This is a genomic window from Erwinia sp. MMLR14_017 (assembly GCF_033657285.1).
Taxonomy (GTDB): domain Bacteria; phylum Pseudomonadota; class Gammaproteobacteria; order Enterobacterales; family Enterobacteriaceae; genus Erwinia.
Genome location: NZ_JAWVWP010000001.1, coordinates 173,190 through 196,849, shown reverse-complemented (window position 1 = coordinate 196,849; position 23,660 = coordinate 173,190). Strand labels below are relative to the sequence as shown.

22 protein-coding genes and 1 tRNA gene are annotated in these 23,660 nt (G+C 54.5%); 14 read left to right on the top strand and 9 right to left on the bottom strand.

From position 1 onward, the window contains the following. The first annotated feature begins 74 nt into the window (after positions 1-74). The 3 genes from rsgA (at position 75) to mscM (ending at position 5,487) form a co-directional block, all read left to right on the top strand. Positions 75-1,136 carry a small ribosomal subunit biogenesis GTPase RsgA gene (gene rsgA, locus SD961_RS00925; protein ID WP_318788545.1) on the top strand — a complete coding sequence of 354 codons (1,062 nt, stop codon included), beginning with the start codon at positions 75-77 and terminating at the stop codon, positions 1,134-1,136. Between the two features lie 106 nt (positions 1,137-1,242). Continuing rightward, a complete protein-coding gene (gene asd / locus SD961_RS00920) occupies positions 1,243-2,142 on the top strand; it encodes an archaetidylserine decarboxylase (RefSeq protein WP_318788544.1) in 900 nt (299 codons plus the stop codon). 9 nt (positions 2,143-2,151) lie between these two features. Next, a complete protein-coding gene (mscM, locus tag SD961_RS00915; RefSeq protein WP_318788543.1) occupies positions 2,152-5,487 on the top strand; it encodes a miniconductance mechanosensitive channel MscM in 3,336 nt (1,111 codons plus the stop codon). A gap of 64 nt (positions 5,488-5,551) precedes the next feature. Here the strand turns inward: mscM and epmA are convergent, their stop codons facing one another. Next, entirely contained in the window at positions 5,552-6,529 is a 978-nt protein-coding gene (epmA, locus tag SD961_RS00910; protein ID WP_318788918.1) for an elongation factor P--(R)-beta-lysine ligase, read from the bottom strand. Positions 6,530-6,800: 271 nt separating this feature from the next. Here epmA and frdA point away from each other — a divergent pair, with 271 nt between their 5' ends. The 5 genes from frdA to SD961_RS00885 all read left to right on the top strand — a co-directional run bounded on the left by frdA (position 6,801) and on the right by SD961_RS00885 (position 10,678). Then, positions 6,801-8,582, top strand: coding sequence for a fumarate reductase (quinol) flavoprotein subunit (frdA, locus tag SD961_RS00905; RefSeq protein ID WP_318788542.1), 1,782 nt, complete (start codon positions 6,801-6,803; stop codon positions 8,580-8,582). After that, the gene (locus SD961_RS00900) at positions 8,575-9,309 is read left to right on the top strand and encodes a succinate dehydrogenase/fumarate reductase iron-sulfur subunit (RefSeq protein ID WP_318788541.1); all 735 of its coding nucleotides are present in this window, start codon (positions 8,575-8,577) and stop codon (positions 9,307-9,309) included. The genes frdA and SD961_RS00900 overlap by 8 nt, the downstream gene beginning before the upstream one ends. 11 nt (positions 9,310-9,320) lie before the next feature. Further along, entirely contained in the window at positions 9,321-9,722 is a 402-nt protein-coding gene (gene frdC / locus SD961_RS00895) for a fumarate reductase subunit FrdC (protein WP_318788540.1), read from the top strand. Then, complete coding sequence (gene frdD / locus SD961_RS00890; protein WP_318788539.1) at positions 9,722-10,078, top strand: fumarate reductase subunit FrdD; 357 nt, start codon at positions 9,722-9,724, stop codon at positions 10,076-10,078. The genes frdC and frdD overlap by 1 nt, the downstream gene beginning before the upstream one ends. 72 nt (positions 10,079-10,150) lie before the next feature. Continuing rightward, the gene (locus SD961_RS00885; protein ID WP_318788538.1) at positions 10,151-10,678 is read left to right on the top strand and encodes a lipocalin family protein; all 528 of its coding nucleotides are present in this window, start codon (positions 10,151-10,153) and stop codon (positions 10,676-10,678) included. A gap of 35 nt (positions 10,679-10,713) precedes the next feature. Here SD961_RS00885 and SD961_RS00880 read toward each other — a convergent pair whose 3' ends face one another. The 3 genes from SD961_RS00880 to efp all read right to left on the bottom strand — a co-directional run bounded on the left by SD961_RS00880 (position 10,714) and on the right by efp (position 11,715). Beyond that, positions 10,714-10,848, bottom strand: coding sequence for an entericidin A/B family lipoprotein (locus SD961_RS00880; protein ID WP_318788537.1), 135 nt, complete (start codon positions 10,846-10,848; stop codon positions 10,714-10,716). Between the two features lie 110 nt (positions 10,849-10,958). Beyond that, entirely contained in the window at positions 10,959-11,090 is a 132-nt protein-coding gene (locus SD961_RS00875; protein ID WP_306208433.1) for an entericidin A/B family lipoprotein, read from the bottom strand. A gap of 58 nt (positions 11,091-11,148) precedes the next feature. Further along, entirely contained in the window at positions 11,149-11,715 is a 567-nt protein-coding gene (efp, locus tag SD961_RS00870; RefSeq protein ID WP_034891518.1) for an elongation factor P, read from the bottom strand. A gap of 41 nt (positions 11,716-11,756) precedes the next feature. Here efp and epmB point away from each other — a divergent pair, with 41 nt between their 5' ends. Then, the gene (epmB, locus tag SD961_RS00865) at positions 11,757-12,785 is read left to right on the top strand and encodes an EF-P beta-lysylation protein EpmB (protein WP_318788536.1); all 1,029 of its coding nucleotides are present in this window, start codon (positions 11,757-11,759) and stop codon (positions 12,783-12,785) included. A gap of 95 nt (positions 12,786-12,880) precedes the next feature. On the opposite strand, the gene SD961_RS00860 is transcribed toward epmB, so the two are convergent. From SD961_RS00860 to SD961_RS00845, 4 genes are all read right to left on the bottom strand, one after another. Next, a complete protein-coding gene (locus SD961_RS00860) occupies positions 12,881-13,234 on the bottom strand; it encodes a DUF4156 domain-containing protein (RefSeq protein ID WP_318788535.1) in 354 nt (117 codons plus the stop codon). A 231-nt stretch (positions 13,235-13,465) separates the two neighbouring features. After that, positions 13,466-15,112 (bottom strand): chaperonin GroEL, encoded by a 1,647-nt coding sequence (groL, locus tag SD961_RS00855; RefSeq protein ID WP_318788534.1) that lies wholly within the window; start codon positions 15,110-15,112, stop codon positions 13,466-13,468. A gap of 45 nt (positions 15,113-15,157) precedes the next feature. Beyond that, positions 15,158-15,451 (bottom strand): co-chaperone GroES, encoded by a 294-nt coding sequence (locus SD961_RS00850; protein WP_034891529.1) that lies wholly within the window; start codon positions 15,449-15,451, stop codon positions 15,158-15,160. 213 nt (positions 15,452-15,664) lie between these two features. Then, positions 15,665-16,126 (bottom strand): FxsA family protein, encoded by a 462-nt coding sequence (locus SD961_RS00845; protein WP_318788533.1) that lies wholly within the window; start codon positions 16,124-16,126, stop codon positions 15,665-15,667. Between the two features lie 377 nt (positions 16,127-16,503). On the opposite strand from SD961_RS00845, the gene aspA reads away from it, so the two are divergent. The 5 genes from aspA to SD961_RS00820 all read left to right on the top strand — a co-directional run bounded on the left by aspA (position 16,504) and on the right by SD961_RS00820 (position 22,114). Then, positions 16,504-17,940, top strand: coding sequence for an aspartate ammonia-lyase (gene aspA, locus SD961_RS00840; RefSeq protein ID WP_318788532.1), 1,437 nt, complete (start codon positions 16,504-16,506; stop codon positions 17,938-17,940). Between the two features lie 114 nt (positions 17,941-18,054). Further along, positions 18,055-19,356: an anaerobic C4-dicarboxylate transporter gene (locus tag SD961_RS00835; RefSeq protein ID WP_318788531.1), complete on the top strand. Its 1,302-nt coding sequence runs from the start codon at positions 18,055-18,057 to the stop codon at positions 19,354-19,356. A 170-nt stretch (positions 19,357-19,526) separates the two neighbouring features. Beyond that, positions 19,527-21,287 carry a protein-disulfide reductase DsbD gene (locus SD961_RS00830; RefSeq protein ID WP_318788530.1) on the top strand — a complete coding sequence of 587 codons (1,761 nt, stop codon included), beginning with the start codon at positions 19,527-19,529 and terminating at the stop codon, positions 21,285-21,287. Positions 21,288-21,349: 62 nt separating this feature from the next. Next, a complete protein-coding gene (locus SD961_RS00825) occupies positions 21,350-21,928 on the top strand; it encodes a transcriptional regulator (protein WP_318788529.1) in 579 nt (192 codons plus the stop codon). Positions 21,929-22,038: 110 nt separating this feature from the next. Next, positions 22,039-22,114, top strand: a tRNA-Phe gene (locus SD961_RS00820). 189 nt (positions 22,115-22,303) lie between these two features. On the opposite strand, the gene SD961_RS00815 is transcribed toward SD961_RS00820, so the two are convergent. Further along, on the bottom strand, positions 22,304-23,446 hold the full coding sequence (locus tag SD961_RS00815) for a Fic family protein (RefSeq protein ID WP_318788528.1): 1,143 nt from the start codon (positions 23,444-23,446) through the stop codon (positions 22,304-22,306). Positions 23,447-23,660: the final 214 nt, after the last annotated feature.

The window sequence follows — 23,660 nt, the reverse complement described above, 5'->3', positions numbered from 1 at the left end:
TATCATCAAACATTAGGGTGTATCATAAACGTTTTGCCCTGTCAGGGCGAAGCCTGCCAAACGTGAGAGGAAGAGTGAGTAAAAACAAACTGTCCAAAGGTCAGCAACGTCGCGTGAGTGCCAACCACGACCGCCGTCTTAAACAGCGTGCGGATAAACCAGAACCCGATGACAGCCTGTTTGGCGAAGCGCGGGACGGTGTGGTCATTAGCCGTTTTGGTATGCACGCTGATGTGGAAGATGCGGATGGTTCAGTACACCGCTGCAATATCCGCCGAACTATTCGTTCGCTGGTAACCGGCGACCGCGTGCTCTGGCGCCCCGGAGTGCAAGGCGGCGCGACCGTCAAAGGCATTGTGGAGGCGGTCCATGAACGCACCTCCGTCCTGACGCGTCCTGATTTTTATGATGGCGTGAAGCCGATTGCCGCCAATCTCAATCAGATTATTATTGTCTCTGCGATCCTGCCCGAGCTGTCGCTGAACATCATAGATCGCTATCTGATAGCCAGTGAAACGCTCGACGTGGAGCCGCTGCTGGTGCTGAACAAAACGGACCTGCTGGATGATAAAGGCCGTGAGTTCGTTGACAAGCAGATGGAGATCTACCGCAATATTGGCTACCGCGTGTTGATGGTTTCCAGCCATCAAAAGAACGGTCTGGAAGAGCTGGAAGCCGCGCTGACCGGGCGAATCAGCATCTTTGCCGGGCAGTCTGGCGTGGGTAAATCCAGCCTTTTGAATACCCTGCTGGGGCTGGAACTGGGTACCAATGAGATCCTGACCAATGACGTATCAGACGTTTCCGGCCTGGGTCAGCACACCACCACCGCCTCCCGCCTCTACCATTTCCCCCATGGCGGCGATGTGATTGACTCCCCTGGCGTGCGCGAATTCGGTTTATGGCATCTTGAACCGGAACAAATCACCCGGGGATTTGTCGAATTTCGTGAGTATTTAGGTCACTGTAAATTCCGTGATTGCAAACATGATAACGATCCCGGCTGTGCCATTCGTGAAGCCGTAGAAAAAGGCGAAATCGCGCGAGCACGCTTTGAAAGCTACCACCGAATTCTGGATAGCATGTCTGATATGCAACTGAAAACACGGCGTAGTTTTTCAGAAAACAGTGACTAATACTGGCCCGCCTGCAAACAGCGGGCGGGCACCATAGCCTAATCACCAGGGCACTGTTACAATCCGCCCCGTTTCTCTATTTGTCTGATCAAGCCAGGAGGCTACTGTGTTGGATCGTCTTAAACTCGGCCTGAACGCTGTTTTACCTAAAAAAGGCCTGACTGAACTCGCCGGCTGGGGCGCAGGAAAACGCGCAGGCTGGCTGACTAAAGCGGTTATCGATACCTTTGTCTGGTTCTATAAAGTCGATATGAAAGAGGCTCAGAAACCGGACACGGCAAGCTACCGCACCTTTAACGACTTCTTTGTCCGCCCACTGCGTGACGAAGCCAGACCGATTGAAACCGATCCGAATTTGCTGGTGCTGCCTGCCGACGGCGCGATCAGCCAGTGCGGTCATATTGATGGCGACCAGATTTTCCAGGCGAAGGGGCATACCTATTCGCTGGAAGCGCTGCTGGCGGGTAACGCGGCGATGACTGAGATGTTCCGCGACGGCGAGTTTGTGACCATTTACCTGGCACCCAGGGATTATCACCGGGTGCATATGCCCTGCAACGGCATCCTGCGTGAAATGATCTACGTGCCAGGGGATCTCTACTCGGTTAATCCGCTAACGGCTCAGAATATTCCAAACCTGTTTGCCCGTAACGAACGCGTTATCTGCCTGTTTGATACCGAATTTGGTCCGATGGCGCAGATTCTGGTAGGCGCAACGATCGTCGGTAGCATCGAAACCGTCTGGGCTGGCACCGTAACGCCGCCGCGTGAAGGTGTAATCAAACGCTGGAGCTGGCCGGGTGCAGAATCTGAAGAGTCGGTAGTGCTGCTTAAAGGCCAGGAAATGGGCCGTTTCAAGCTGGGTTCTACGGTGATCAACCTGTTTGCCAAAGATCGGGTTAAGCTGGCCGAGAGCCTGACGCCAGAAACCGTCACGCGCCTGGGTCAGACGCTGGCTATCGCACTGCAGAAAACCAGTGCGGAAGATGTTCTCCACCACTCATAGCAGACACGCATGTTACGCCTGATTCTCACCGTTTTATTGGGCTGGGTACTTCTCCAGCCAGCCTGGGGTGCCAGTGCACCCGACGCCGCCCCTGTCAGGCAACAGCTTGACGAGGCGAAGTCGGATAAAAATATGCCGAATCAGGCGGACGTCGTGGATGCGCTGCAAACGGCGTTGAACTGGCTGGACGAGAGGGATAAATCGCTCGCCAATTCAGATGAGTATCAGCAGGTTATTGACGGCTTCCCCAAACTCTCCCGCGAGCTTCGCCAGCAGATCGTCGCGCTGGCGGAGAGCCCTAAAACCCTCAGCAGCACCATCACCGCACCAGAACTGGATCAGGAGATCCTTCAGGTCAGCAGCCAGCTGCTGGAAGAGGGTCGCCAGGCGCAGCAGGAGCAGGACCGCGCCCGTGAAATCAGCGACTCTCTGGCTCAGCTTCCCCAGCAGCAGACGGAAGCGCGTCGGGCGTTGAACGAGATTGAACGCCGCCTCCAGGGACAGCCTTCGGCTACTACGCCGCTGGCGCAGGCCCAGCTTGTCGCCCGTCAGGCCGAATCCGCCGCGCAAAAAGCCAAAGTGGATGAGCTGGAGCTGGCTCAGCTCTCCGCCAACAATCGTCAGGAGTTGGCCAGAATGCGGAGCGAGCTGCATCAGCGCAAGGCCGCCCAGCTTGATACCTATCTGCAGGATCTTCGTAATCAGCTCAACAGCCGCCGTCAGCGCGAAGCGGAAATTGCGCTGGAGCGCACCGAACAGCTGGCAGAAAACAGCGGCGAGCTGCCGAAAAATATCAGTAAACAGTTCCGCGTCAACCGCGAGCTTTCCAATGACCTGAATCAGCAGGCGCAGCGCATGGACCTTGTGGCTTCCCAGCAGCGTACTGCCACCAACCAGACCATTCAGGTTCGTCAGGCGCTGAGCACCATTCGCGAACAGTCGCAGTGGCTGGGGGTCTCTAACGTACTGGGCGAAGCCCTGCGCGCGCAGGTTGCCCGCCTGCCTGAAATGCCCAAACCCCAGCAGCTTGATATTGAAATGGGTGAACTGCGGGTACAGCGGCTGCGCTATGAAGATCTTCTTGAGCAGCAGCAGCAGTTGCGCAAACTAAAGCAGGATGATGGCAGCCCGCTCACCAACGATCAAAAGCGCATTCTTGAAGCGCAAATCAAGACCCAGCGTGAGCTGATAAACTCTTTACTTTCCGGCTGTGACAACCTGATCCTGGAGGTTACCAAGCTGAAGGTAGCCAATGGTCAGCTGGAGGATGCGCTCCACGAAGTGAAAGAGGCCACGCACCGCTATCTGTTCTGGACGGCGGACGTGAATGCCTTGAGCCTGAACTTCCCGCTGGATCTGGCGCGCGATCTGAAAAGCCTGCTTTCTCTGGATACTCTCGGTCAGATGGGCGGCGCGCTGGTTATGATGTTTACCAGCCGTGAAACCGTGATCCCCATTCTTGGCGCCGTGTTGCTGGTGGGCTTCAGCCTTAGCTCCCGCCGTCATTATCGCGATTTTATGGCTCGCTCGGCCAGCAAAGTGGGCAAAGTCACCCAGGATCGCTTTGGTCTGACAATGCGTACTGTGTTCTGGTCAATCCTGGTTGCCCTGCCCCTTCCTGTGCTCTGGATGGCGCTCGGCTACGGGCTGCAACACGCCTGGCCCTACCCTATCGCCGTTGCTATTGGCGATGGCGTCACGGCGACGGTGCCGCTGCTGTGGGCGTTTATGATTAGCGCCTCTTTTGCCCGCTCTCAGGGGCTGTTCATCGTGCATTTCCGCTGGCCCCAGGCGCGGGTTGCCCGCGCGATGCGTTTTTATACGCTTTGTGTCGGGCTGGTTGTGCCGTTGATTATGTTATTGATAAGCTTTGATAATCTGGACGACAGACAGTTCTCCTCCACGCTGGGCAGGCTCTGCTTTATTCTGATCTGCGGCGCGCTGAGCCTGGTGACAGTCAGCCTGAAGCGGGCAGGCATTCCGCTGCATCTCGACAAAGAGGGCAACGGCGAAAACCTGATCAATACGCTGCTGTGGAACCTGATGATCTGCATCCCCCTGATAGCCGCGCTGGCTTCCTGCATTGGCTATCTGGCGACGGCGCAGGCGCTGCTGGCCAGGCTGGAAACCTCTGTGGCTATCTGGTTCCTGCTGCTGGTGATCTACCACATTATTCGTCGCTGGATGCTTATTCAGCGCAGACGTATCGCCTTTGATCGCGCCCGTAACCGACGGGCTGATATCCTGGCGCAACGGGCAAAAGGGGAAGAGGAAGCCGTTACTGCTCAGACCAACTCCGACACGCTGGAAGTGGAAGAGCCGGTGATCGACCTTGACGCTATCAGCGCGCAGTCGCTGCGGCTGGTGCGCTCGATTCTGACGCTGATCGCCCTGATCTCGGTCATCGTGCTCTGGTCAGAAATCCATTCGGCGTTTGGTTTTCTGGAAAACATCAGGCTCTGGGATGCCAGTACCACCGTGCAGGGTGTTGAGAGCCTGCAACCGGTAACGCTGGGGTCGGTACTGATTGCGGTTCTGGTGCTGATCATCACCACACAGCTGGTGAGAAACATGCCCGCGCTGCTGGAGCTGGCGCTGCTGCAACACTTAAGCCTGACGCCGGGCACCGGTTACGCCATCACTACTCTGACCAAATATGTGCTGATTTTTGTCGGTGGGCTGGTGGGCTTTTCGATGATTGGCGTGGACTGGTCGAAGCTGCAATGGCTGGTCGCGGCGTTGGGTGTGGGATTAGGGTTTGGTTTGCAGGAGATCTTCGCCAACTTTATCTCGGGCCTGATCATTCTGTTTGAGAAGCCGATACGCATTGGCGATACCGTCACCATCCGCGATTTAACCGGCAGCATCACCAAAATCAACACGCGCGCCACCACCATTACCGACTGGGACCGCAAAGAGATCATCGTGCCGAACAAGGCCTTTATCACCGAGCAGTTTATCAACTGGTCACTCTCGGACTCGGTTACCCGCGTGGTTCTCACCATTCCTGCGGCTGCGGAAGCCAACAGTGAAGAGGTCACCAACGTGCTGCTGACTGCCGCGCAGCGCTGCCAGTACGTGCTGGACACGCCGCCAGCAGAAGTTTATCTGGTCGATCTGCAGCAGGGCATACAGCTGTTTGAGCTGCGTATTCATGCCGCCGAAATGGGTCACCGTATGCCGCTACGTCATGAACTGCATCAGCTGATCCTGCGCGGTTATCAGGAGCATGGTCTGGAAATGCCGTTCCCACCGTTCCAGGTACGGATGGAAACGATTGGCCGCAAGACACCTGCGCAAAATGGCGCGCCTGCGGCAAGAACTTACAGGTCAGGTGGATTGTAAAGCGGGCTGAGGGCTGAGGCAGGTCAGAACAGGGAGGCGGTGGAGAACCGCCTCCTGAGGTCGGTCAGCAGCGATCGACGGAGAAAGCGATCACTTCACTCAGCGTTTCCGCTTTAAGTGCCAGCATCACAATACGATCCACGCCTAACGCCACGCCTGAACAGTCCGGCATGCCGTGTGCCAGCGCGGCCAGCAGATGAGTATCAATGGGGTGCTGCGGCAGGCCGCGCGCGGCACGTTTTCGGTTATCCTGCTCGAACCGCTGACGCTGTTCACGGCTGTCGGTCAGCTCGCGGAAACCATTTGCCAGTTCAATTCCCCTGAAGTAAACCTCAAAACGCTCCGCAACACGGTGATCCTCAGTACTGATCTCTGCAAGAGCCGCCTGGCTTGCGGGGAAATGATAGACAAAGGCCGGTTTATCTTTACCGATCTGCGGCTCCACGCCCATCATAAACAGCAGTTGCAGCAGCGTATCGCGGTCTTCTTCACGGCTCGCCAGATCGCCCACGCCCAGCTTTTCAGCGACTTCACGCAGCTGCGTTTTGTCTGCTGAGAGCGGGTCGATCTCCAGGTGGCGGAGAAAAGCCTGCTGGTAAGAGAGCGTTTCTGCGGGTGCGCACTCCAGAACCTGCTGTAACAGATCGTCCACCTCGTTCATCAGCCGGTACATATCGTAGTGCGGGCGGTACCATTCGAGCATGGTGAATTCAGGATTATGGTGGCGTCCTGCTTCCTCGTTACGGAAGCTGCGGCAAAGCTGAAAGATCGGGCCGCTTCCCGCCGCCAGCAGACGCTTCATATGGTATTCCGGGCTGGTCATCAGATAGAGATCCAGCCCCTGCGCCGCGCCTGGCCCGACGAAACGGGTCTGGAAAGGAAACAGATGAACATCGGTCACCGTAGCCTGGCTCATGGCGGGGGTCTCCACTTCTAATACCCCTCGATCGGCAAAGAACCGCCGAATTTCCGCCATAATTGCCGCACGCTTCAACAAATTGGCAATGGGTGCGCTCGGCAGCCAGCTGGCCGTATCGCTCATCATTTTTACTCCTCATCAGACAGGGTGAAGCAGTCTACCTGTACCGGCAGGAACACACAAATTTGCGCGGAGAAATTCCCCGGCGGCGGTAAAGAGTCTGACCAACAGCGCGTAAAAACCCTGACGCCGCTCCCATTTTTTCTGTTTATTTCCCGACCAAATACCGGAACATATCAAGTTTAGCGGTGATGGGCAGTTTTATACTGATGCCCCTGGAAAAAATAAGGGTTTCCCCTTTTTTCCACTCTGACAGTCTGACAGGGAGAACACCGTGCACACTTGTACTGCCGATCTGGTCATTGTCGGCGCTGGCGGGGCGGGCCTGCGCGCCGCCATTGCCGCTGCCGAAGCGAACCCCACCCTCTCTATTGCGCTGGTTTCCAAAGTCTATCCCATGCGCAGCCACACGGTTGCCGCTGAAGGCGGCTCTGCTGCCGTAACTCAGGCCCATGACAGTTTCGACCTGCACTTTCAGGACACCGTTGCAGGCGGTGACTGGCTTTGCGAGCAGGATGTGGTCGACTACTTTGTTGAACACTGCCCACGAGAGATGACGCAGCTTGAACTGTGGGGCTGCCCCTGGAGCCGCAAGGAGGACGGCTCGATTAACGTTCGCCGCTTTGGCGGCATGAAGATTGAGCGTACCTGGTTTGCCGCGGATAAAACAGGCTTTCATATGCTGCATACGCTCTATCAAACCTCGCTGAAATATCCGCAAATCCAGCGTTTCGACGAGCATTTCGTGCTCGATTTACTGGTTGATGAAGGCGAAGCGCGCGGTCTGGTGGCGATGAATATGATGGAAGGCACGCTGATGCAGATCCATGCTGCGGCGGTGGTGCTGGCTACCGGCGGCGCTGCCAGGGTCTATCGCTATAACACCAACGGCGGTATCGTCACCGGCGACGGAATGGGGATGGCGCTGCGTCACGGCGTGCCGCTGCGTGACATGGAGTTTGTGCAGTACCATCCCACCGGGCTTCCCGGATCGGGGATCCTGATGACCGAAGGCTGTCGGGGCGAAGGCGGCATTATGGTCAACAGGCACGGTTATCGCTACCTGCAGGATTATGGCATGGGCCCGGAAACCCCACTCGGTCAGCCGAAAAATAAATATATGGAGTTGGGTCCGCGCGACAAAGTTTCTCAGGCTTTCTGGCACGAATGGCAGAAAGGCAACACCATCGCTACGCCGCGCGGAGACGTGGTTCATCTTGACCTGCGTCATCTTGGCGAGAAGAAGCTGCATGAACGGCTGCCGTTTATCTGTGAACTGAGTAAGGCCTACATCGGCGTGGACCCGGCTCAGGCCCCTGTTCCCGTCAGACCTACCGCGCATTACACCATGGGAGGCATAGAAACGAATACCCAGTGTGAAACACGCATTTCCGGGCTGTTCGCTGTGGGTGAATGTTCGTCCGTGGGACTGCACGGTGCCAACCGGCTGGGTTCCAACTCGCTGGCTGAGCTGGCTGTCTTTGGCCGCTTAGCCGGGGAAAATGCCGCCGCGCATGCCCTGCAACATCCGGCTAAATCCAACAGCGTAGTAGAGGCTCAGGCAAGGGATTGCGAAAGCCGCTTAAAAGGTCTGGTTAATCAGCAGGGTAAGGAGAGCTGGTCTGCTCTGCGCGATGAGATGGGGCTGGCAATGGAAGAAGGATGCGGCATTTACCGTACGCCTGAGCTGATGCAGAAAACCATCGATAAACTGGCCGAGCTACAGGAACGATTCAGACAGGTGCATATCAGCGATACCAGCAGCGTTTACAACACCCAACTGCTTTACAGCATCGAACTTGGTCATGGCCTTAACGTAGCGGAATGCATGGCGCACTCGGCGATGCAGCGCAAAGAGTCCAGAGGGGCGCATCAGCGTCTGGATGAAGGTTGTACCACGCGCAATGATGAGCAGTTCCTTAAACATTCGCTGAGCTATTACACCCCCGCAGGCGCGCCCGTTATTGCCTGGGATAAGGTGAATATCACCCGCCTGCCGCCTGCACAACGCCTGTATGGCGCAGAAGCGGAAAACAAGGAGGCTACTCATGGCTGAACTCACCCGCTGTAGAATCGATATTCAGCGCTACGATCCGGAAATCGATCTGCTGCCGCGCAATGAAATTTTCGAGGTTCCCTGGGATGACCAGACCTCATTGCTGGACGCGCTGGGTTATATCAAAGATAACCTGGCTTTTGATCTCTCCTGGCGCTGGTCATGCAGAATGGCGATATGCGGCTCCTGCGGCATGATGGTGAACGGTGTACCCAGGCTGGCATGCAAAACTTTTCTGCGCCACTACCCCCAAGGAATAAAAGTTGCGCCGCTGGCCCATTTTCCCGTTGAACGGGATCTGATTGTGGATATGAGCCGCTTTATCGAAAGCCTGGAAGCGATCAAACCTTGGATTATTGGTAATCCGCGCGAGGCGGCAAAGGGACCCAACCGGCAAACACCCTCGCAAATGGCGAAATACCACCAGTTTTCCAGCTGTATCAACTGCGGCCTCTGCTATGCCGCCTGCCCACAGTTTGGCTTAAATCCCGAGTTCATTGGGCCAGCCGCTATTACCCTGGCGCACCGTTATAACCTTGATAATCGGGATAAAGGCCGGGCGCAGCGTATGCCGCTGCTCAACGGCGATAACGGCGTCTGGCCCTGTACCTTTGTGGGTTACTGTTCAGAGGTGTGCCCCAAACATGTCGATCCGGCTGCCGCTATTCAGCAGAGCAAAGTGGAAAGCACCAAAGACTTTATGATTGCCACCCTCAGACCGCAATAAGGAGCTGCCTGATGACCACCAAGAGGAAACCTTATCATCAACCGATTGCCGCTAACTGGTGGCTACAGCTGGGCTTTTACCGCTTTTATATGCTGCGTGAAGCCACTGCCATTCCAGCCGTCTGGTTCAGTCTGGAGCTGATTTACGGACTTTTTGCGCTGAAAAAGGGTGAACAGAGCTGGCTGGCCTTTGTTGCTCTGTTGCAGCACCCGGTAATGCTGGTGATAAACGTGCTGGTGCTGGCCGCCGCCCTGCTGCACAGCAAAACCTGGTTCGACCTGGCGCCCAAAGCGCAAAGCCTTGTGCTGGGTGGTAAAAAAGTGTCGCCCGGTCCAATTGTAAAGGGACTCTGGGCAGTAATGATTCTGGTCAGCCTGATCCTGCTGACCTGGGTAGTGATACAGGAGCAGTAATGAAAAAGCTGACAACACGTTCAGATGAACCGATTTTCTGGAGTCTGTTTGGGGCAGGCGGCATGTGGGCTGCGATTGTCTCGCCAGTAATGGTTTTGCTGGTAGGCATCCTTTTACCGCTGGGTATTGGCACCGAAAGCGGGCTGAGCTACGAGCGCCTGCTGCCAGCGGCACAGGCTTTACCGGGGCGTCTCTTTCTTTTCCTGGTGATTGTGTTGCCGCTCTGGTGTGGCCTGCACCGACTTCATCACGGCATGCATGATCTCAACCTGCATGTTCCTGCCGGGAAATGGGTGTTTTATGGGCTTGCAGCGATCCTCTCCGTGGTCACGGCCCTCGAGGTGATTACGCTGTAAATCTCGGGCGGCATACCGCCGCCTGCTAAAAACCTTCTATACTCAAGCTATTCATACTTAAAGGAATAGCTTATGTCTCTGTGGAAATTTCTGGCGGCGGGAACTGGCGCCCTGCTTTCGGTAGCCTGTAGCACCACGCCGCCCAAAGGTGTGACGCCGGTCGAAGGATTTAACGCTGACCTCTATCTGGGAAGCTGGTATGAAATCGCCAGATTAAATCACCCTTTTGAGCGGGGTCTGGATCACGTCACTGCCACCTACAGCAAACGGGATGACGGCGGCTTAAAAGTGGTGAATCGCGGCTATAACACCAAAAAACAGCGCTGGCAGGAGAGCGAAGGGAAAGCCTATTTTACCGGACAGCCGAGCCGGGCCGCGCTGAAGGTCTCGTTCTTCGGCCCATTTTACGGTGGCTATAACGTGATTGCGCTGGATAGCGCCTATCAGCATGCGCTGGTTTGCGGGCCAAACAGAGACTATTTATGGATACTCTCCCGCACGCCGCAGATTAGCGACCAGGTTAAAACATCACTGCTGGAGAAGGCGCGAACGGAGGGGTTTGCGGTAGATAAGCTGATTTGGGTGAAGCAGACGCACTAACGAATGAGGCCGGTGCAGCGCACCGGCATCCGGGATTACTGAGCGGTTCGCTGAATCGCCTGCCCACCGGCAGAGACATCTTCACCCACGCCACGCGTAGTATTACAGGCTGTGAGCACTGAAGAGAGCACCAGAACAGAAAGAATCGAAATAATACTTTTCTTTAACATGGGAATGTCCTTTTAAGGTGAAGTAGAGTACTGCAATCAAAGCATAGCCGTAATTCAGCCACATGCGCTTGATACGAGTAATAAAAAGGACATTTTAGGAAATGAAGAGATTATTTGGCTGCGTGTGAGATGGCGCCACCCAAATGCTGGACGTCCTCACCAAAACCGTGGAAGGTATTACAGGCGCTGAGCGCGCTGGTCATTAACAGTGTGACAACAAGGCGTTTTATCCACTTCATCATCTGAATCGGCTCACATCATTAAAGAAAAGGGCCTGCAAACAGGCCCACTTCCCGGCGGTTATTTTACGCGAGAAACGTATTCACCTGAACGGGTATCCACACGAATAACTTCACCAATCTGCACGAACAGAGGCACTTTCACCACGGCACCGGTAGAGAGCGTAGCGGGCTTGCCGCCGGTTCCTGCGGTATCGCCTTTCAGGCCAGGATCGGTATCAGTGATTTCCAGCTCGACAAAGTTAGGTGGCAGCACCTGGATCGGCTTGCCGTTCCACAGCGTCACGATACATTCAGCATTATCCAGCAGCCATTTAGCCGCATCGCCAACGGTCTTCTCTTCAACAGGGTGCTGTTCGAAGGTTTCCGGGTGCATGAAGTGGTAGAACTCACCGTCGTTATACAGGTAGTTCAGGTTAGTATCTACTACGTCTGCGCCTTCGGCGGAGTCGGTAGATTTGAACGTTTTCTCAACGCGGCTGCCGGTCAGCAGGCGACGCATTTTCACGCGAGCAAAAGCCTGGCCTTTGCCTGGTTTAACGAACTCGCTCGATTCGATAGCGTAAGGTTCGCCTTCGAACATGATTTTAAGACCGGGACGGAAATCGTTGCTAGAATAAGTCGCCATAAAGGCCCTCTACAATTTAACACTGGTACTTAGCCAAAAAAATGGCACACATTGTAACCCTAAATACCCCTTCGCGAGAAGAATGGTTGCATCAACTTGCAGATGTAATCACCGACCCTGCTGAATTACTGCAACTGCTAGGCCTCGATTCGCACCCGGAGCTGACGGCGGGCAATGCTGCACGCCGTCTGTTTGCCCTGCGCGTCCCGCGAGCCTTTGCGTCCAGAATGCAAAAAGGCGATCCACAAGATCCGCTCCTGCTGCAGGTCATTACCGCCAGCCAGGAGTTTATTGATGCTCCGGGTTACAGTACCGATCCGCTCGATGAGCAGACCAGCGTGGTGCCGGGTTTATTACATAAATATCGTAATCGTGCGCTGTTGCTGGTCAAAGGCGGCTGTGCGGTTAACTGCCGCTACTGTTTCCGCCGCCATTTTCCCTATTCTGATAACCAGGGAAACAAGCGCAACTGGCAGCAAGCCCTGGAGTATATCCGAGAGCAGCCAGAACTGGATGAGATTATTTTCTCCGGCGGCGATCCCCTGATGGCAAAAGATGCGGAACTGGCGTGGCTGATTGACGAACTGGAGCAGATCCCGCACCTGAAACGTCTGCGCATCCACAGTCGTTTACCGGTGGTGATCCCAGGCCGCATCACACGTGCTCTCTGCCAGCGGCTGGCGCAGTCGCGATTGCAGGTGCTGCTGGTGACCCACATCAACCACGCGCAGGAAATAGATGATGAGCTGCGCGCTGCGCTGCATCAGTTGAAGCAGGCGGGCGTAACCCTGCTTAACCAGAGCGTTCTGCTGCGTAATATCAATGATAACGCCGTTACGCTGGCAGAGCTGAGTAATGCGCTGTTCGATGCCGGTGTCCTGCCCTATTACCTGCACGTGCTGGATAAAGTCCAGGGTGCGGCGCACTTTTACGTCTCTGACGACGAGGCCAGGGCCATCATGCGCGATCTGCTGGGCCGGGTCTCGGGCTATCTGGTGCCAAGGCTGGCCAGAGAGATTGGTGGCGAGCCAAGTAAAACGCCGCTGGATTTACAGCTCAGACAAGTTTAATACCCGGCCTGAAAAACAACAGGGGAGGATCATCGATCCTCCCCTGTGCACTCTTAAGCATTCTGGCTATGTTGCCTGGCGCTTATCCGGTGCCATTAAGGGCACTTATAGACCTGGCCGCTCATCTTGCTGTCCAGCGGGGCAAAGCTTGACCAGATATTTTGCGTTGGGCTGGTCGCGCCATAAATCACGTTGCCGCCCATCTCTGCCGCACGGTTGCGCAGATCGTTAGCTGCGCCACGCAGCGAGCTGCTTTCGCCGCCGCCTGCACCGCTAAACCAGTTACTCTGTTCGCCTGTCAGGTTGCCCAGCATCTGACACTCTTTTGCTGGTTGCTGGTCAGTGAAGGTGACGCGTTGACCCGCAGGACTCAGCTTGTTAGAAGTACTGCTACAGCCTGCCAGCAGCACGGCTGCCAGAGAAAATCCCAGCAAGACGTTAGTCCGCATTTTAATCCCCATTATTATCATCAGAGTCAGTTCTGAGCGTACCGGAATTTGAGCACTTTGGGTAAGTTTCCGTTGCCCAAAAACAGATAAATCATTGTTCGGGTTACTTCTTGCGCCATAACTTTACTATTTTCCCTCCAAAAAGAAAAACCCCCGTTTAAAAAACGGGGGTTTATCAGCGAGCTGAACCTTTTGTCTGCGACGCCAGGTTCTTTTGCCGGGAGGCGGGGATTACATCATGCCGCCCATGCCGCCCATACCACCCATGCCGCCGCCAGCACCTAAATCAGGCGCGTCGCCTTTAGGCAGGTCGGTAACCATGCATTCGGTGGTGATCATCAGGCCCGCTACAGAGGCCGCGTACTGCAGAGCAGAACGGGTCACTTTAGTTGGGTCCAGGATACCGAAGTCGATCATATCGCCGTACTCTTCGGTCTGAGCGTTATAACCGTAGTTACCTTCGCCCGCTTTCACGTTGTTGGTCACTACAGAAGGTTCTTCACCGGCGTTAGAAACGATCTGACGCAGTGGAGATTCCATCGCGCGCAGTGCCACTTTGATACCCACGTTCTGGTCTTCGTTCTGGCCACGCAGCTCGCCCAGTTTAGAAGCAACGCGTACCAGCGCCACACCACCACCAGCAACCACGCCCTCTTCTACTGCAGCACGGGTTGCGTGCAGAGCATCTTCAACGCGAGCTTTCTTCTCTTTCATTTCTACTTCAGTCGCTGCGCCCACTTTCAGTACGGCAACGCCGCCTGCCAGTTTAGCTACACGCTCCTGCAGTTTTTCACGGTCGTAATCAGAAGTTGCTTCTTCAATCTGCTGGCGAATCTGAGAAACGCGGCCAGAGATAGTTGCTTCTTCACCAACGCCATCGATGATGATGGTGGTGTCTTTGTTGATTACAACGCGTTTTGCCTGACCCAGATCTTCCAGAGTCGCTTTTTCCAGCTCCATACCGATCTCTTCAGAGATTACGGTACCGCCAGTCAGCACAGCGATATCCTGCAGCATTGCTTTACGACGGTCGCCGAAGCCTGGCGCTTTAACAGCAGCCACTTTCACGATGCCGCGCATGGTGTTTACTACCAGGGTAGCCAGCGCTTCGCCTTCAACATCTTCAGCAACGATCAGCAGCGGTTTGCCTGCTTTCGCCACGGCTTCCAGAACTGGCAGCATTTCGCGGATGTTGGAGATTTTTTTGTCAGCCAGCAGGATGAACGGAGTTTCCAGTTCTACTGCGCCGGTTTCTGGCTTGTTGATGAAGTACGGGGAGAGGTAACCACGGTCGAACTGCATACCTTCAACCACGTCCAGCTCGTCCTGCAAGCCGGTGCCTTCTTCAACGGTGATCACGCCTTCTTTACCCACTTTCTCCATTGCCTGGGCGATCAGCTTGCCCACGGTTTCATCGGAGTTAGCGGAGATGGTGCCTACCTGAGCGATAGCTTTGGAATCGGAGCAAGGTACAGAGAGGTTTTTCAGTTCTTCAACCGCCGCGATAACGGCCTGGTCGATACCGCGCTTCAGATCCATCGGGTTCATGCCCGCAGCGACAGCTTTCAGGCCTTCGGTGATGATGGATTGAGCCAGCACGGTTGCGGTGGTGGTACCGTCGCCCGCTGCGTCGTTCGCTTTAGAGGCAACTTCTTTCACCATCTGCGCGCCCATGTTCTCGAACTTGTCTTCCAGTTCAATTTCACGTGCTACGGAAACGCCATCTTTAGTGATGGTCGGTGCACCAAAAGATTTATCCAGCACTACGTTACGGCCTTTAGGACCCAGGGTAACTTTTACTGCATCTGCCAGTACGTTAACGCCACGCAGCATTTTTACACGTGCGTCATTACCGAATTTTACGTCTTTAGCTGCCATCTTAAATATCCCTTAAATTCGTTTCGTTCAATGAGTTACGCGAAATTACGCTTCAACAATTGCCAGAATGTCGCTTTCAGAAATGATCAGCACTTCCTGGTTGTCAATTTTCTCAGTTTTCGCACCGTAGCCTTCGCTGAAAATGACCACATCGCCCACTTTCACATCCAGCGGTTTAACTTCGCCGCTTTCCAGGATACGGCCATTGCCAACAGCCAGCACTTCGCCACGGGTAGATTTGCCAGCTGCGGAGCCGGTCAGCACGATGCCACCAGCTGATTTGGATTCCACTTCTTTACGCTTGACGATAACACGGTCGTGCAATGGACGAATTTTCATTGATAACTCTCCTTTGAGAAGTCCAATCAGGTTTTTTGGGATGAACGCCGGGCTTCACTGGCCCCGCCTCGTGACGGAAGAGATAGGGACGGAGAACCTCCCTTTCAAGGGGAAAAAAATAAAAATTTTGCTTCTGCGTCGCTTTTGCCCAAAAAATGCGCAATACCGTGCTGTAAAAAGCAAAAGGCGGGAAATCTCCCGCCTTGCGTTTCGTTACCGACGATCCTGAGGATCGTCATGTTCAATCAGTTTGCTCTCTTTACGCTCATACTCGCCGTCAACGGTGAAGCCGCTGTCGGGGCCTGCGCCTGTCCCGCGCCAGACCTTGAGATGGGGCATCAGTTTCAGCGTCAGATGCTTCTGTACCGGCGGCAATAACAGCAGTAAACCAAGGAAATCGGTAAAGAAGCCGGGCAGCAGCAGCAGGAAGCCCGCCAGGATCAGCGAAACGCTTTTGATCATCTCCGCAGCGGGGCTTTCACCCACCGCCAGTTTCTGCTGCATCAGCATGAAGTTTTTCATCCCCTGGTTCTTCACCAGTGAGATACCAATGAGGGAGCTGAACACCACCAGCAGCAACGTCAGCAATACGCCCATGACATGGGCAACCTGGATGAAAATCGTAATCTCGATCCAGGCAAGAAGAAATAGGACTAAAAACGGTAACCAGCGCACCGCACACTCCTGTCAGTCAGGGCCGTCTCGCCAAAACGCGACGACAAAAAGGGGATCGTTAACGATCGTATCTTTCAAAGATGGGCTCGCCCACCCCTGTTTTCAACCGCAACCAGAGAATTTCATGCCGGAGGAGCATTTGTGATCCAGATCACATCAGTTCGGACACGTTTGAAAATAAACGCTATTTAAGTGATCTCTCTTCAGGCTTTTTGCTACTAACAGAATATGATCGTGCTCCGTCAGTCGCAAATGGATAACATGTTCGCCGAGATGCAGCAGTACCAACGATCACATTGATTGTGACCACTCATGCCCCCTGAGCCTGGCCTGCAGAACGCGCCCGGTAGGGAAGGAGCATTAACAAGAAGGTTCCCATGACTAATAACATTCGTATCGAAGAAGACCTGTTAGGTATGCGTGAAGTTCCGGCAGATGCTTACTACGGTGTTCATACTCTGCGTGCGATTGAAAATTTCTACATCAGCAACAGCAAAATCAGCGACATTCCTGAATTTGTGCGCGGCATGGTAATGGTCAAAAAAGCGGCGGCCATGGCCAATAAAGAGCTGCAGACTATCCCGCGCAACGTCGCTAACGCGATTATTCAGGCCTGCGATGAGGTGCTGAACAACGGTAAATGTATGGATCAGTTCCCGATTGACGTCTATCAGGGCGGCGCGGGGACCTCGGTTAACATGAACACCAACGAAGTGCTGGCCAACATCGGGCTGGAGCTGATGGGGCATCAGAAAGGGGAATATCAGTTCCTCAATCCGAATGACCACGTTAACAAGTGCCAGTCAACCAATGACGCTTACCCAACCGGTTTTCGTATTGCGGTCTACACCTCAATTTTAAAGTTACTGGATGCTATCGGTCAGCTTAGCGAAGGATTCCAGCGCAAGGCTGTGGAATTTGAGTCCATCCTGAAAATGGGCCGTACCCAGCTGCAGGATGCCGTTCCCATGACGTTAGGCCAGGAGTTCCATGCCTATAACGTGCTGCTGAATGAAGAGATTAAAAACCTGCTGCGCACCGGCGAACTGCTGCTGGAAGTTAACCTGGGCGCTACGGCCATTGGCACACGCCTGAACACGCCTGACGGTTATCAGGCGCTGGCGGTGCAGAAGCTGGCGGAAGTCAGCAACCTGCCCTGCGTCCCGGCAGAAGATTTGATTGAAGCAACCTCTGACTGCGGCGCTTATGTCATGGTGCACAGCGCCCTGAAACGCCTGGCGGTGAAGCTTTCTAAAATCTGTAACGATCTGCGCCTGCTCTCTTCCGGCCCGCGTGCGGGATTGAACGAGATCAACCTGCCGGAGCTACAGGCTGGTTCCTCAATCATGCCAGCCAAAGTCAATCCGGTGGTGCCTGAGGTGGTAAACCAGGTCTGTTTCAAGGTCATCGGCAACGACATGACGGTAACCATGGCCTCAGAAGCGGGCCAGCTGCAGCTGAATGTGATGGAGCCAGTCATTGGCCAGGCGCTGTTTGAATCTGTTCATATCCTCACCAATGCCTGCTCAAACCTGCTGGAAAAATGCGTGAACGGCATCACCGCTAACAAAGCCGTTTGTGAAGCCTACGTGTTTAACTCTATCGGCATTGTGACCTACCTGAATCCTTATATTGGCCACCATAACGGCGATATCGTCGGCAAAATTTGCGCCGAAACGGGCAAAAGCGTACGGGAGGTGGTGCTGGAGCGCGGCTTACTGACCGAGGCGGAGCTGGATGACATTTTCTCTACGCAAAACCTGATGTTCCCGGTTTATAAAGCGAAACGCTATACCGATGAAAATGAACAATAACGCTCCAGCCAGTTAGGCCTTGAAGGCACGCCAGTTGCAAAACGGCGTGCCTTTTTTTATGACACCCTACAAATCATTAACGGTTAGTTATCATTTTTGACCAAGGAGAGCAGTATGTTAATACCAGAGCTGATTGTCGTGCTGATGGCGATCTATCTTGGGGCGCGGTTGGGCGGCATTGGCATTGGCTTCGCCGGAGGATTGGGCGTACTGATCCTGACGCTGGGCTTCCAGCTCAAGCCGGGCGCCATACCTTTTGATGTCATTGAGATCATCATGGCGGTTATCGCCGCTATTGCAGCAATGCAGGTCGCGGGCGGCATGGATTATCTGGTCAGTCTGGCCGAGCGCCTGTTAAGAAAGCATCCACGGCATATTACTCTTCTTGCTCCGCTGGTTACCTGGACGATGACCTTGCTGGCCGGAACGGGCCATACGGCCTTTTCTACCCTGCCGGTAATTGCGGAAGTTGCCAAAGAGCAGGGCGTTCGCCCTTCCCGTCCGTTATCTGTCGCCGTAGTCGCTTCTCAGATCGCCATCACCGCCTCACCCATCTCTGCCGCCGTGGTATTTCTGGCCGGCATTCTGGAACCCAGGGGCGTCAGCTATCTGGCCCTGCTTGCCGTATCGATCCCCTCAACCCTGATCGCCGTTTTGCTTGCTGCACTGGTCACTAATTTCCTGGGCAAGGAGCTGAAAGATGATGCGATTTATCAGCAACGGCTGGCAAAAGGAGAAACAGTATTAAGGGGTGCTGGTCTGTTTGAGGCGAAACCTGGCGCCAGACTTTCCGTGCTGCTGTTCCTGCTGGGCATTGTGGCCGTGGTGCTGTATGCCACCGCCATCAGCGATGCGGTGGGCCTGATCGCAAATCCGGTTCTGCCCCGTAACGAGGCCATCGTGGTCTTTATGCTGACGGTTGCCGCGCTTATTTGCTTCACCTGTAAAGTGGATACGGCCAGAATCCTCTCTGCCAGCACCTTTAAATCGGGCATGAGCGCCTGTATCAGCGTGATGGGCGTGGCTTGGCTGGGCGATACCTTCGTCAAGGCCCACATCAGTGAAATCCAGCAGGTGGCGGGCGAACTGCTTAATGACTATCCCTGGATGCTGGCGGTGATCCTGTTTTTTGCCTCCACGCTGCTCTATTCCCAGGCCGCTACCACCAAAGCGCTGATGCCTGCGGCGCTGCTGCTGGGCGTGTCGCCTCTCACCGCTGTCGCCTCTTTTGCAGCCGTTTCAGCGCTGTTCGTGCTGCCAACCTATCCTACTCTGCTGGCTGCCGTGGAGATGGATGACACTGGCTCAACGCGGATTGGTCGGTTCGTTTTCAACCATTCGTTTATCGTGCCTGGCACCATCGCTATTGTACTCTCTGTGCTGTTTGGCTTCCTGTTTGGAAGCCTGATTTTGTAGCAGCCCGCCAGGCCTGAGGAGAAGAAAGATACCGCAAGGCCTGGTTACGTCCTGACAAACCTCCCCATGCGCCGTCATGATATAGTCTGCCTCTTAGTCAGGATTGCCCTGTACGCTCAACCTGAGCCAGGAGAGGCACCTGCCCGATTTACTGCAACATGGAACCTGTAATGGCTAAGCGCTTTACCCACCTGCTGTTCATTCTTTTTATTTCTCTGCTAAGCACGAGCGCTTCTGCGTCACTGTTCGGACAAAACCGCACGCAGTTTGTTACGGTTAACCAGGCCTTCGCGTTCGACTTCACTCAGCAGGCGAACAAACTGACGTTAAGCTGGCAGGTCAAACCGGGTTATTACCTCTATCGTCAGCAAATTAACATCACCGCTCAGGGTGCCCGGCTGGCTACATGGTCGCTCCCGGCGGGTAAACCGCATGAGGATGAGTTCTATGGCAAAACGGAAATTTATCCCGACAGCCTGACACTGCCGCTCACGCTGCAACAGGCAGGGCAAGGTGCGACCGTTACCGTCACCTGGCAGGGCTGCGCTGCGGCAGGATTTTGCTACCCGCCGGAAACCCGTTCGGTTCCGCTTAACGCCGTAAGCGCTTCACAAAACAGCGATATACCGCGTACCACATTGAACAGCGAGCCAGATACCGCTATCGCTTCACAAAACAGCGACACACCAGCTGCTGCGTTGCACATACAGCCCTCTGCACCTGAAAGCCTGCCGTTTTCACCGCTGTGGGCGTTGCTGATTGGCATCGGCGTAGCCTTCACGCCGTGCGTTCTGCCGATGTACCCTTTGATTTCAGGCATCATCCTGGGAGGGAACCGGAAATATTCTCTCTCCCGTTTGTTTACGCTGGCGATGGTATATGTACAGGGAATGGCGCTGACTTATACGGTAATGGGCGTAATTGTTGCCGCTGCGGGCCTGCGCTTTCAGGCCGCGCTACAGGCTCCAGCTATTCTGATCGGCCTTTCCCTCGTTTTCATTCTGCTGGCGCTGTCGATGTTTGGCCTGTTCACGCTGCAGCTTCCCTCCGGGTTGCAGACGCGGCTCACCTTGTGGAGCAATCGTCAGCAGGGAGGTTCGCTGCCGGGCGTATTCCTGATGGGCGCGCTGGCAGGCCTGATTTGTTCGCCCTGCACTACCGCGCCGCTTAGCGCCATTCTTCTTTATATCGCCCAGAGTGGAAATATGCTGGCTGGCGCAGGGACGCTCTATCTCTATGCGCTGGGAATGGGCTTGCCGCTGATCGTGGTCACGCTGTTTGGTAACCGTCTGCTGCCGAAAAGCGGCGCATGGATGCAGACGGTCAAGGAGGGCTTTGGCTTTGTGATCCTCGCGCTGCCGGTGTTCCTGCTGGAGAGAGTGACGGGTGAGGTCTGGGGGTTACGTCTCTGGAGCCTGCTGGGCGTGGGCTTCTTCGGCTGGGCGTTCCTCAGCCTGCAATCCAAAAACGGCTGGCTGCGTCTGGGGCAAATTTTGATGCTGGCGGCTGCGCTGGTAGCGGCACGGCCCCTGCAGGACTGGGTATTTGATGCTCCGCCGCAAACGGCAACCACCCTGGCGTTTGGGCGAATAACAAATACTGCACAGCTTGATCAGGCGCTACAGAACAGCCAGAACCGCATCACCATGCTCGATCTCTATGCGGAGTGGTGCGTAGCCTGCAAAGAGTTTGAAAAACAGACGTTCAGCCAGCCTCAGGTTCAACAGGCGCTTGGCCATACTCAGCTGCTTCAGGCCGATGTCACCGCAAATAATGCGCAGGAGCGCGCGCTGTTAAAAGAGCTGCAGGTGCTGGGGCTGCCGACCATTCTTTTCTTTGATGCCAACGGCAAAGAGATCCCCCAGTCACGCGTGACGGGCTTTATGGATGGGGCGGCGTTTGTGCAGCATTTGCAGAAACTGCCGCAGTAAACGACACTACACTGTGATTTCCCGGCCCGTGGCCCGGAAAAGGCATTAAAGAGGAGAGTCGCTTGCAACGTGAACAGGTACTCGAGCATGCACTGAATATACTCGAGCAAAATGGCCTGGCGGCCTCTACCTCCTTTGCCATGATGGCGGATGGGGTAAACTGTCAGGAAGAAGATCTGCAACGCTACTGGCCAGACCGTGAAGCGCTGCTGTACGACGCGCTGCGCTACCACAGCCAGCAAATTGATCTCTGGCGGCGCAAGCTTATGCTGGATGAGTCGCTGAATGCAGAACAGAAACTGCTGGCGCGCTATCAGGTGCTGGAAGAAGCAGTAAAAAACAACCGCTATCCCGGCTGTCTGTTTATTGCTGCCTGTAGCTTCTACCCCCAGCCCGATCACCCTATCCATCAGGTAGCCGATCTGCAAAAGCGCGCCTCATGGCAGTATACGCACGATCTGCTGTCGCAGCTGGGCACTGACAACCCAACCCTGGTCGCCCATCAAATGGAGCTGATTCTGGAAGGTTGCCTGAGCCGCCTGCTGGTGAAGCGCAACGTGCAGGAAGTGGTTACCGCCCGCACGCTGGCGGAAGATGTGTTGAGCTTCGCGCTTTGCAGAAAGAATGGCGCATTAACCTGAGTAAGATTCACACTTTCTGTCTGAAAAGCAGCCAGTCAGCTCATCTTTAGCAGATTTTTGTGACAAAGCCGTTGACGCAAGACGGCCTTTACGGTTTAATGCGCCCCGTTGCCCGGATAGCTCAGTCGGTAGAGCAGGGGATTGAAAATCCCCGTGTCCTTGGTTCGATTCCGAGTCCGGGCACCATATTCAGAAAAACCAGCCTTAGGGCTGGTTTTTTGCTTTCTGGCGTTCCTTCTATTGTGATATTGCTGACCTGAAAACCGCCAAAGTGCCGATTTCGCTGCGGATGGCGAAGAGAAATGACCCGAACGCAGCCAGTCAATATAGCAGTCAGCACCTAACCTGAAATTATCGGCCAATAATCTCCTGACTTCATAAATCAGGAATAAATCCTTCGTCCAGCAATACCTTAATTACCCCACGAATCAGATACGAGTTAGAAAACTTCGCCGTATAGGTACGCGCCCCCTCTTCAACTGGCTGGAGCAGTCCCCTCTCAATCAGTTTACCAAGCTGATAAGTCACCTGCGTAGGCTTCAGGTCAGGTAAAACGGTGCGTAGATCGCCCGCTTTTATCGTCCCTAATTCAACAGAACGTTTCAGAACCTTTGATTCCAGCGGATTTATCAGCCCTCTCTCCGACGAAAAATCGATGGCCGGATACAAGATTTTTTCGCTCAGGAAAGCGTGGTTTGTCAGTTGATCGACTTTTTTCAGCTCAGAGGAGATCCCCGAAAGCACATATAGGCACCACTCTTCCAGCCCCTGCTCTGTTCCCTTATCGGCTAACGAAAGCATGGCGTAATAGCGTTCACGATCGTTACAGAATACCGCTGTCGGATTGAGTACCCGCCCACCAGCCTGAACATTAAAACCATATTTGATAAGCAACGCGTAGGTCAGCAATCTGACGGTTCTGCCATTACCGTTGCCAAAAGGATGTATCCAGCCAAAGCGGTGGTGCACCAGCGCAACCTTCATCAAATCGTACTTTGGCTTATCGGCACGGTTAATAAAGGCGGCCAGTTCCGCCATATAATCGGGAACGCGGATGTGGTCCGGCGGTAAATGGTCAGATTGAGCAATGCTGACGTTATGTTGCCGATATGCGCCGGGCGTTCTGTCGCCTTCCTGTTGCAGCCCGGCAACCGCCAGGCTATGTAGCTCGCGGATAAAATATTCCGTTATGTCATCGCCATTGCTCAGGTATGCGTCGATGAACTCCATCGCAGCTTCAATGTTGTTGATTTCTTTGAGCTGGTCCGTCGAACTCTGCGTTCCTTCAACCTTGCTTTCAACATAGTCGGCAAGTGTGGTGTGGTTTCCCTCAATCTTTGCAGAGCCAAGACTCTCCAGCATGTGGAATACGGCCTTCAACTGCGCAAACAGGATTGGGTGAACATCGGTTTCCAGCCGCAGATGCCGGAGGATCTCCAGTTCCGTCAGCGCGTCGACCAGAGGGGAGTCAAAGCTGGGGTTCAGAAGCGAGAGTTCAAAGTGATTACATTGAGCCATGATGTTTAGTTATCTCGACTGGTCCATGACGGTATCTCAAAAGTATAGAGAAAATTCTAATAGAATCTATATATTAGAAAATACACCAGTTATGATTATCTCAAAAACTATTGTTCAAACATATCAAATCTATGTTTGAAAGATGTTCAATGCAAAGGGGGACGGGGCTTTGTCGGCGTAATGCAGCATGGTTTTTTTAGCGCCGCTATGTGTG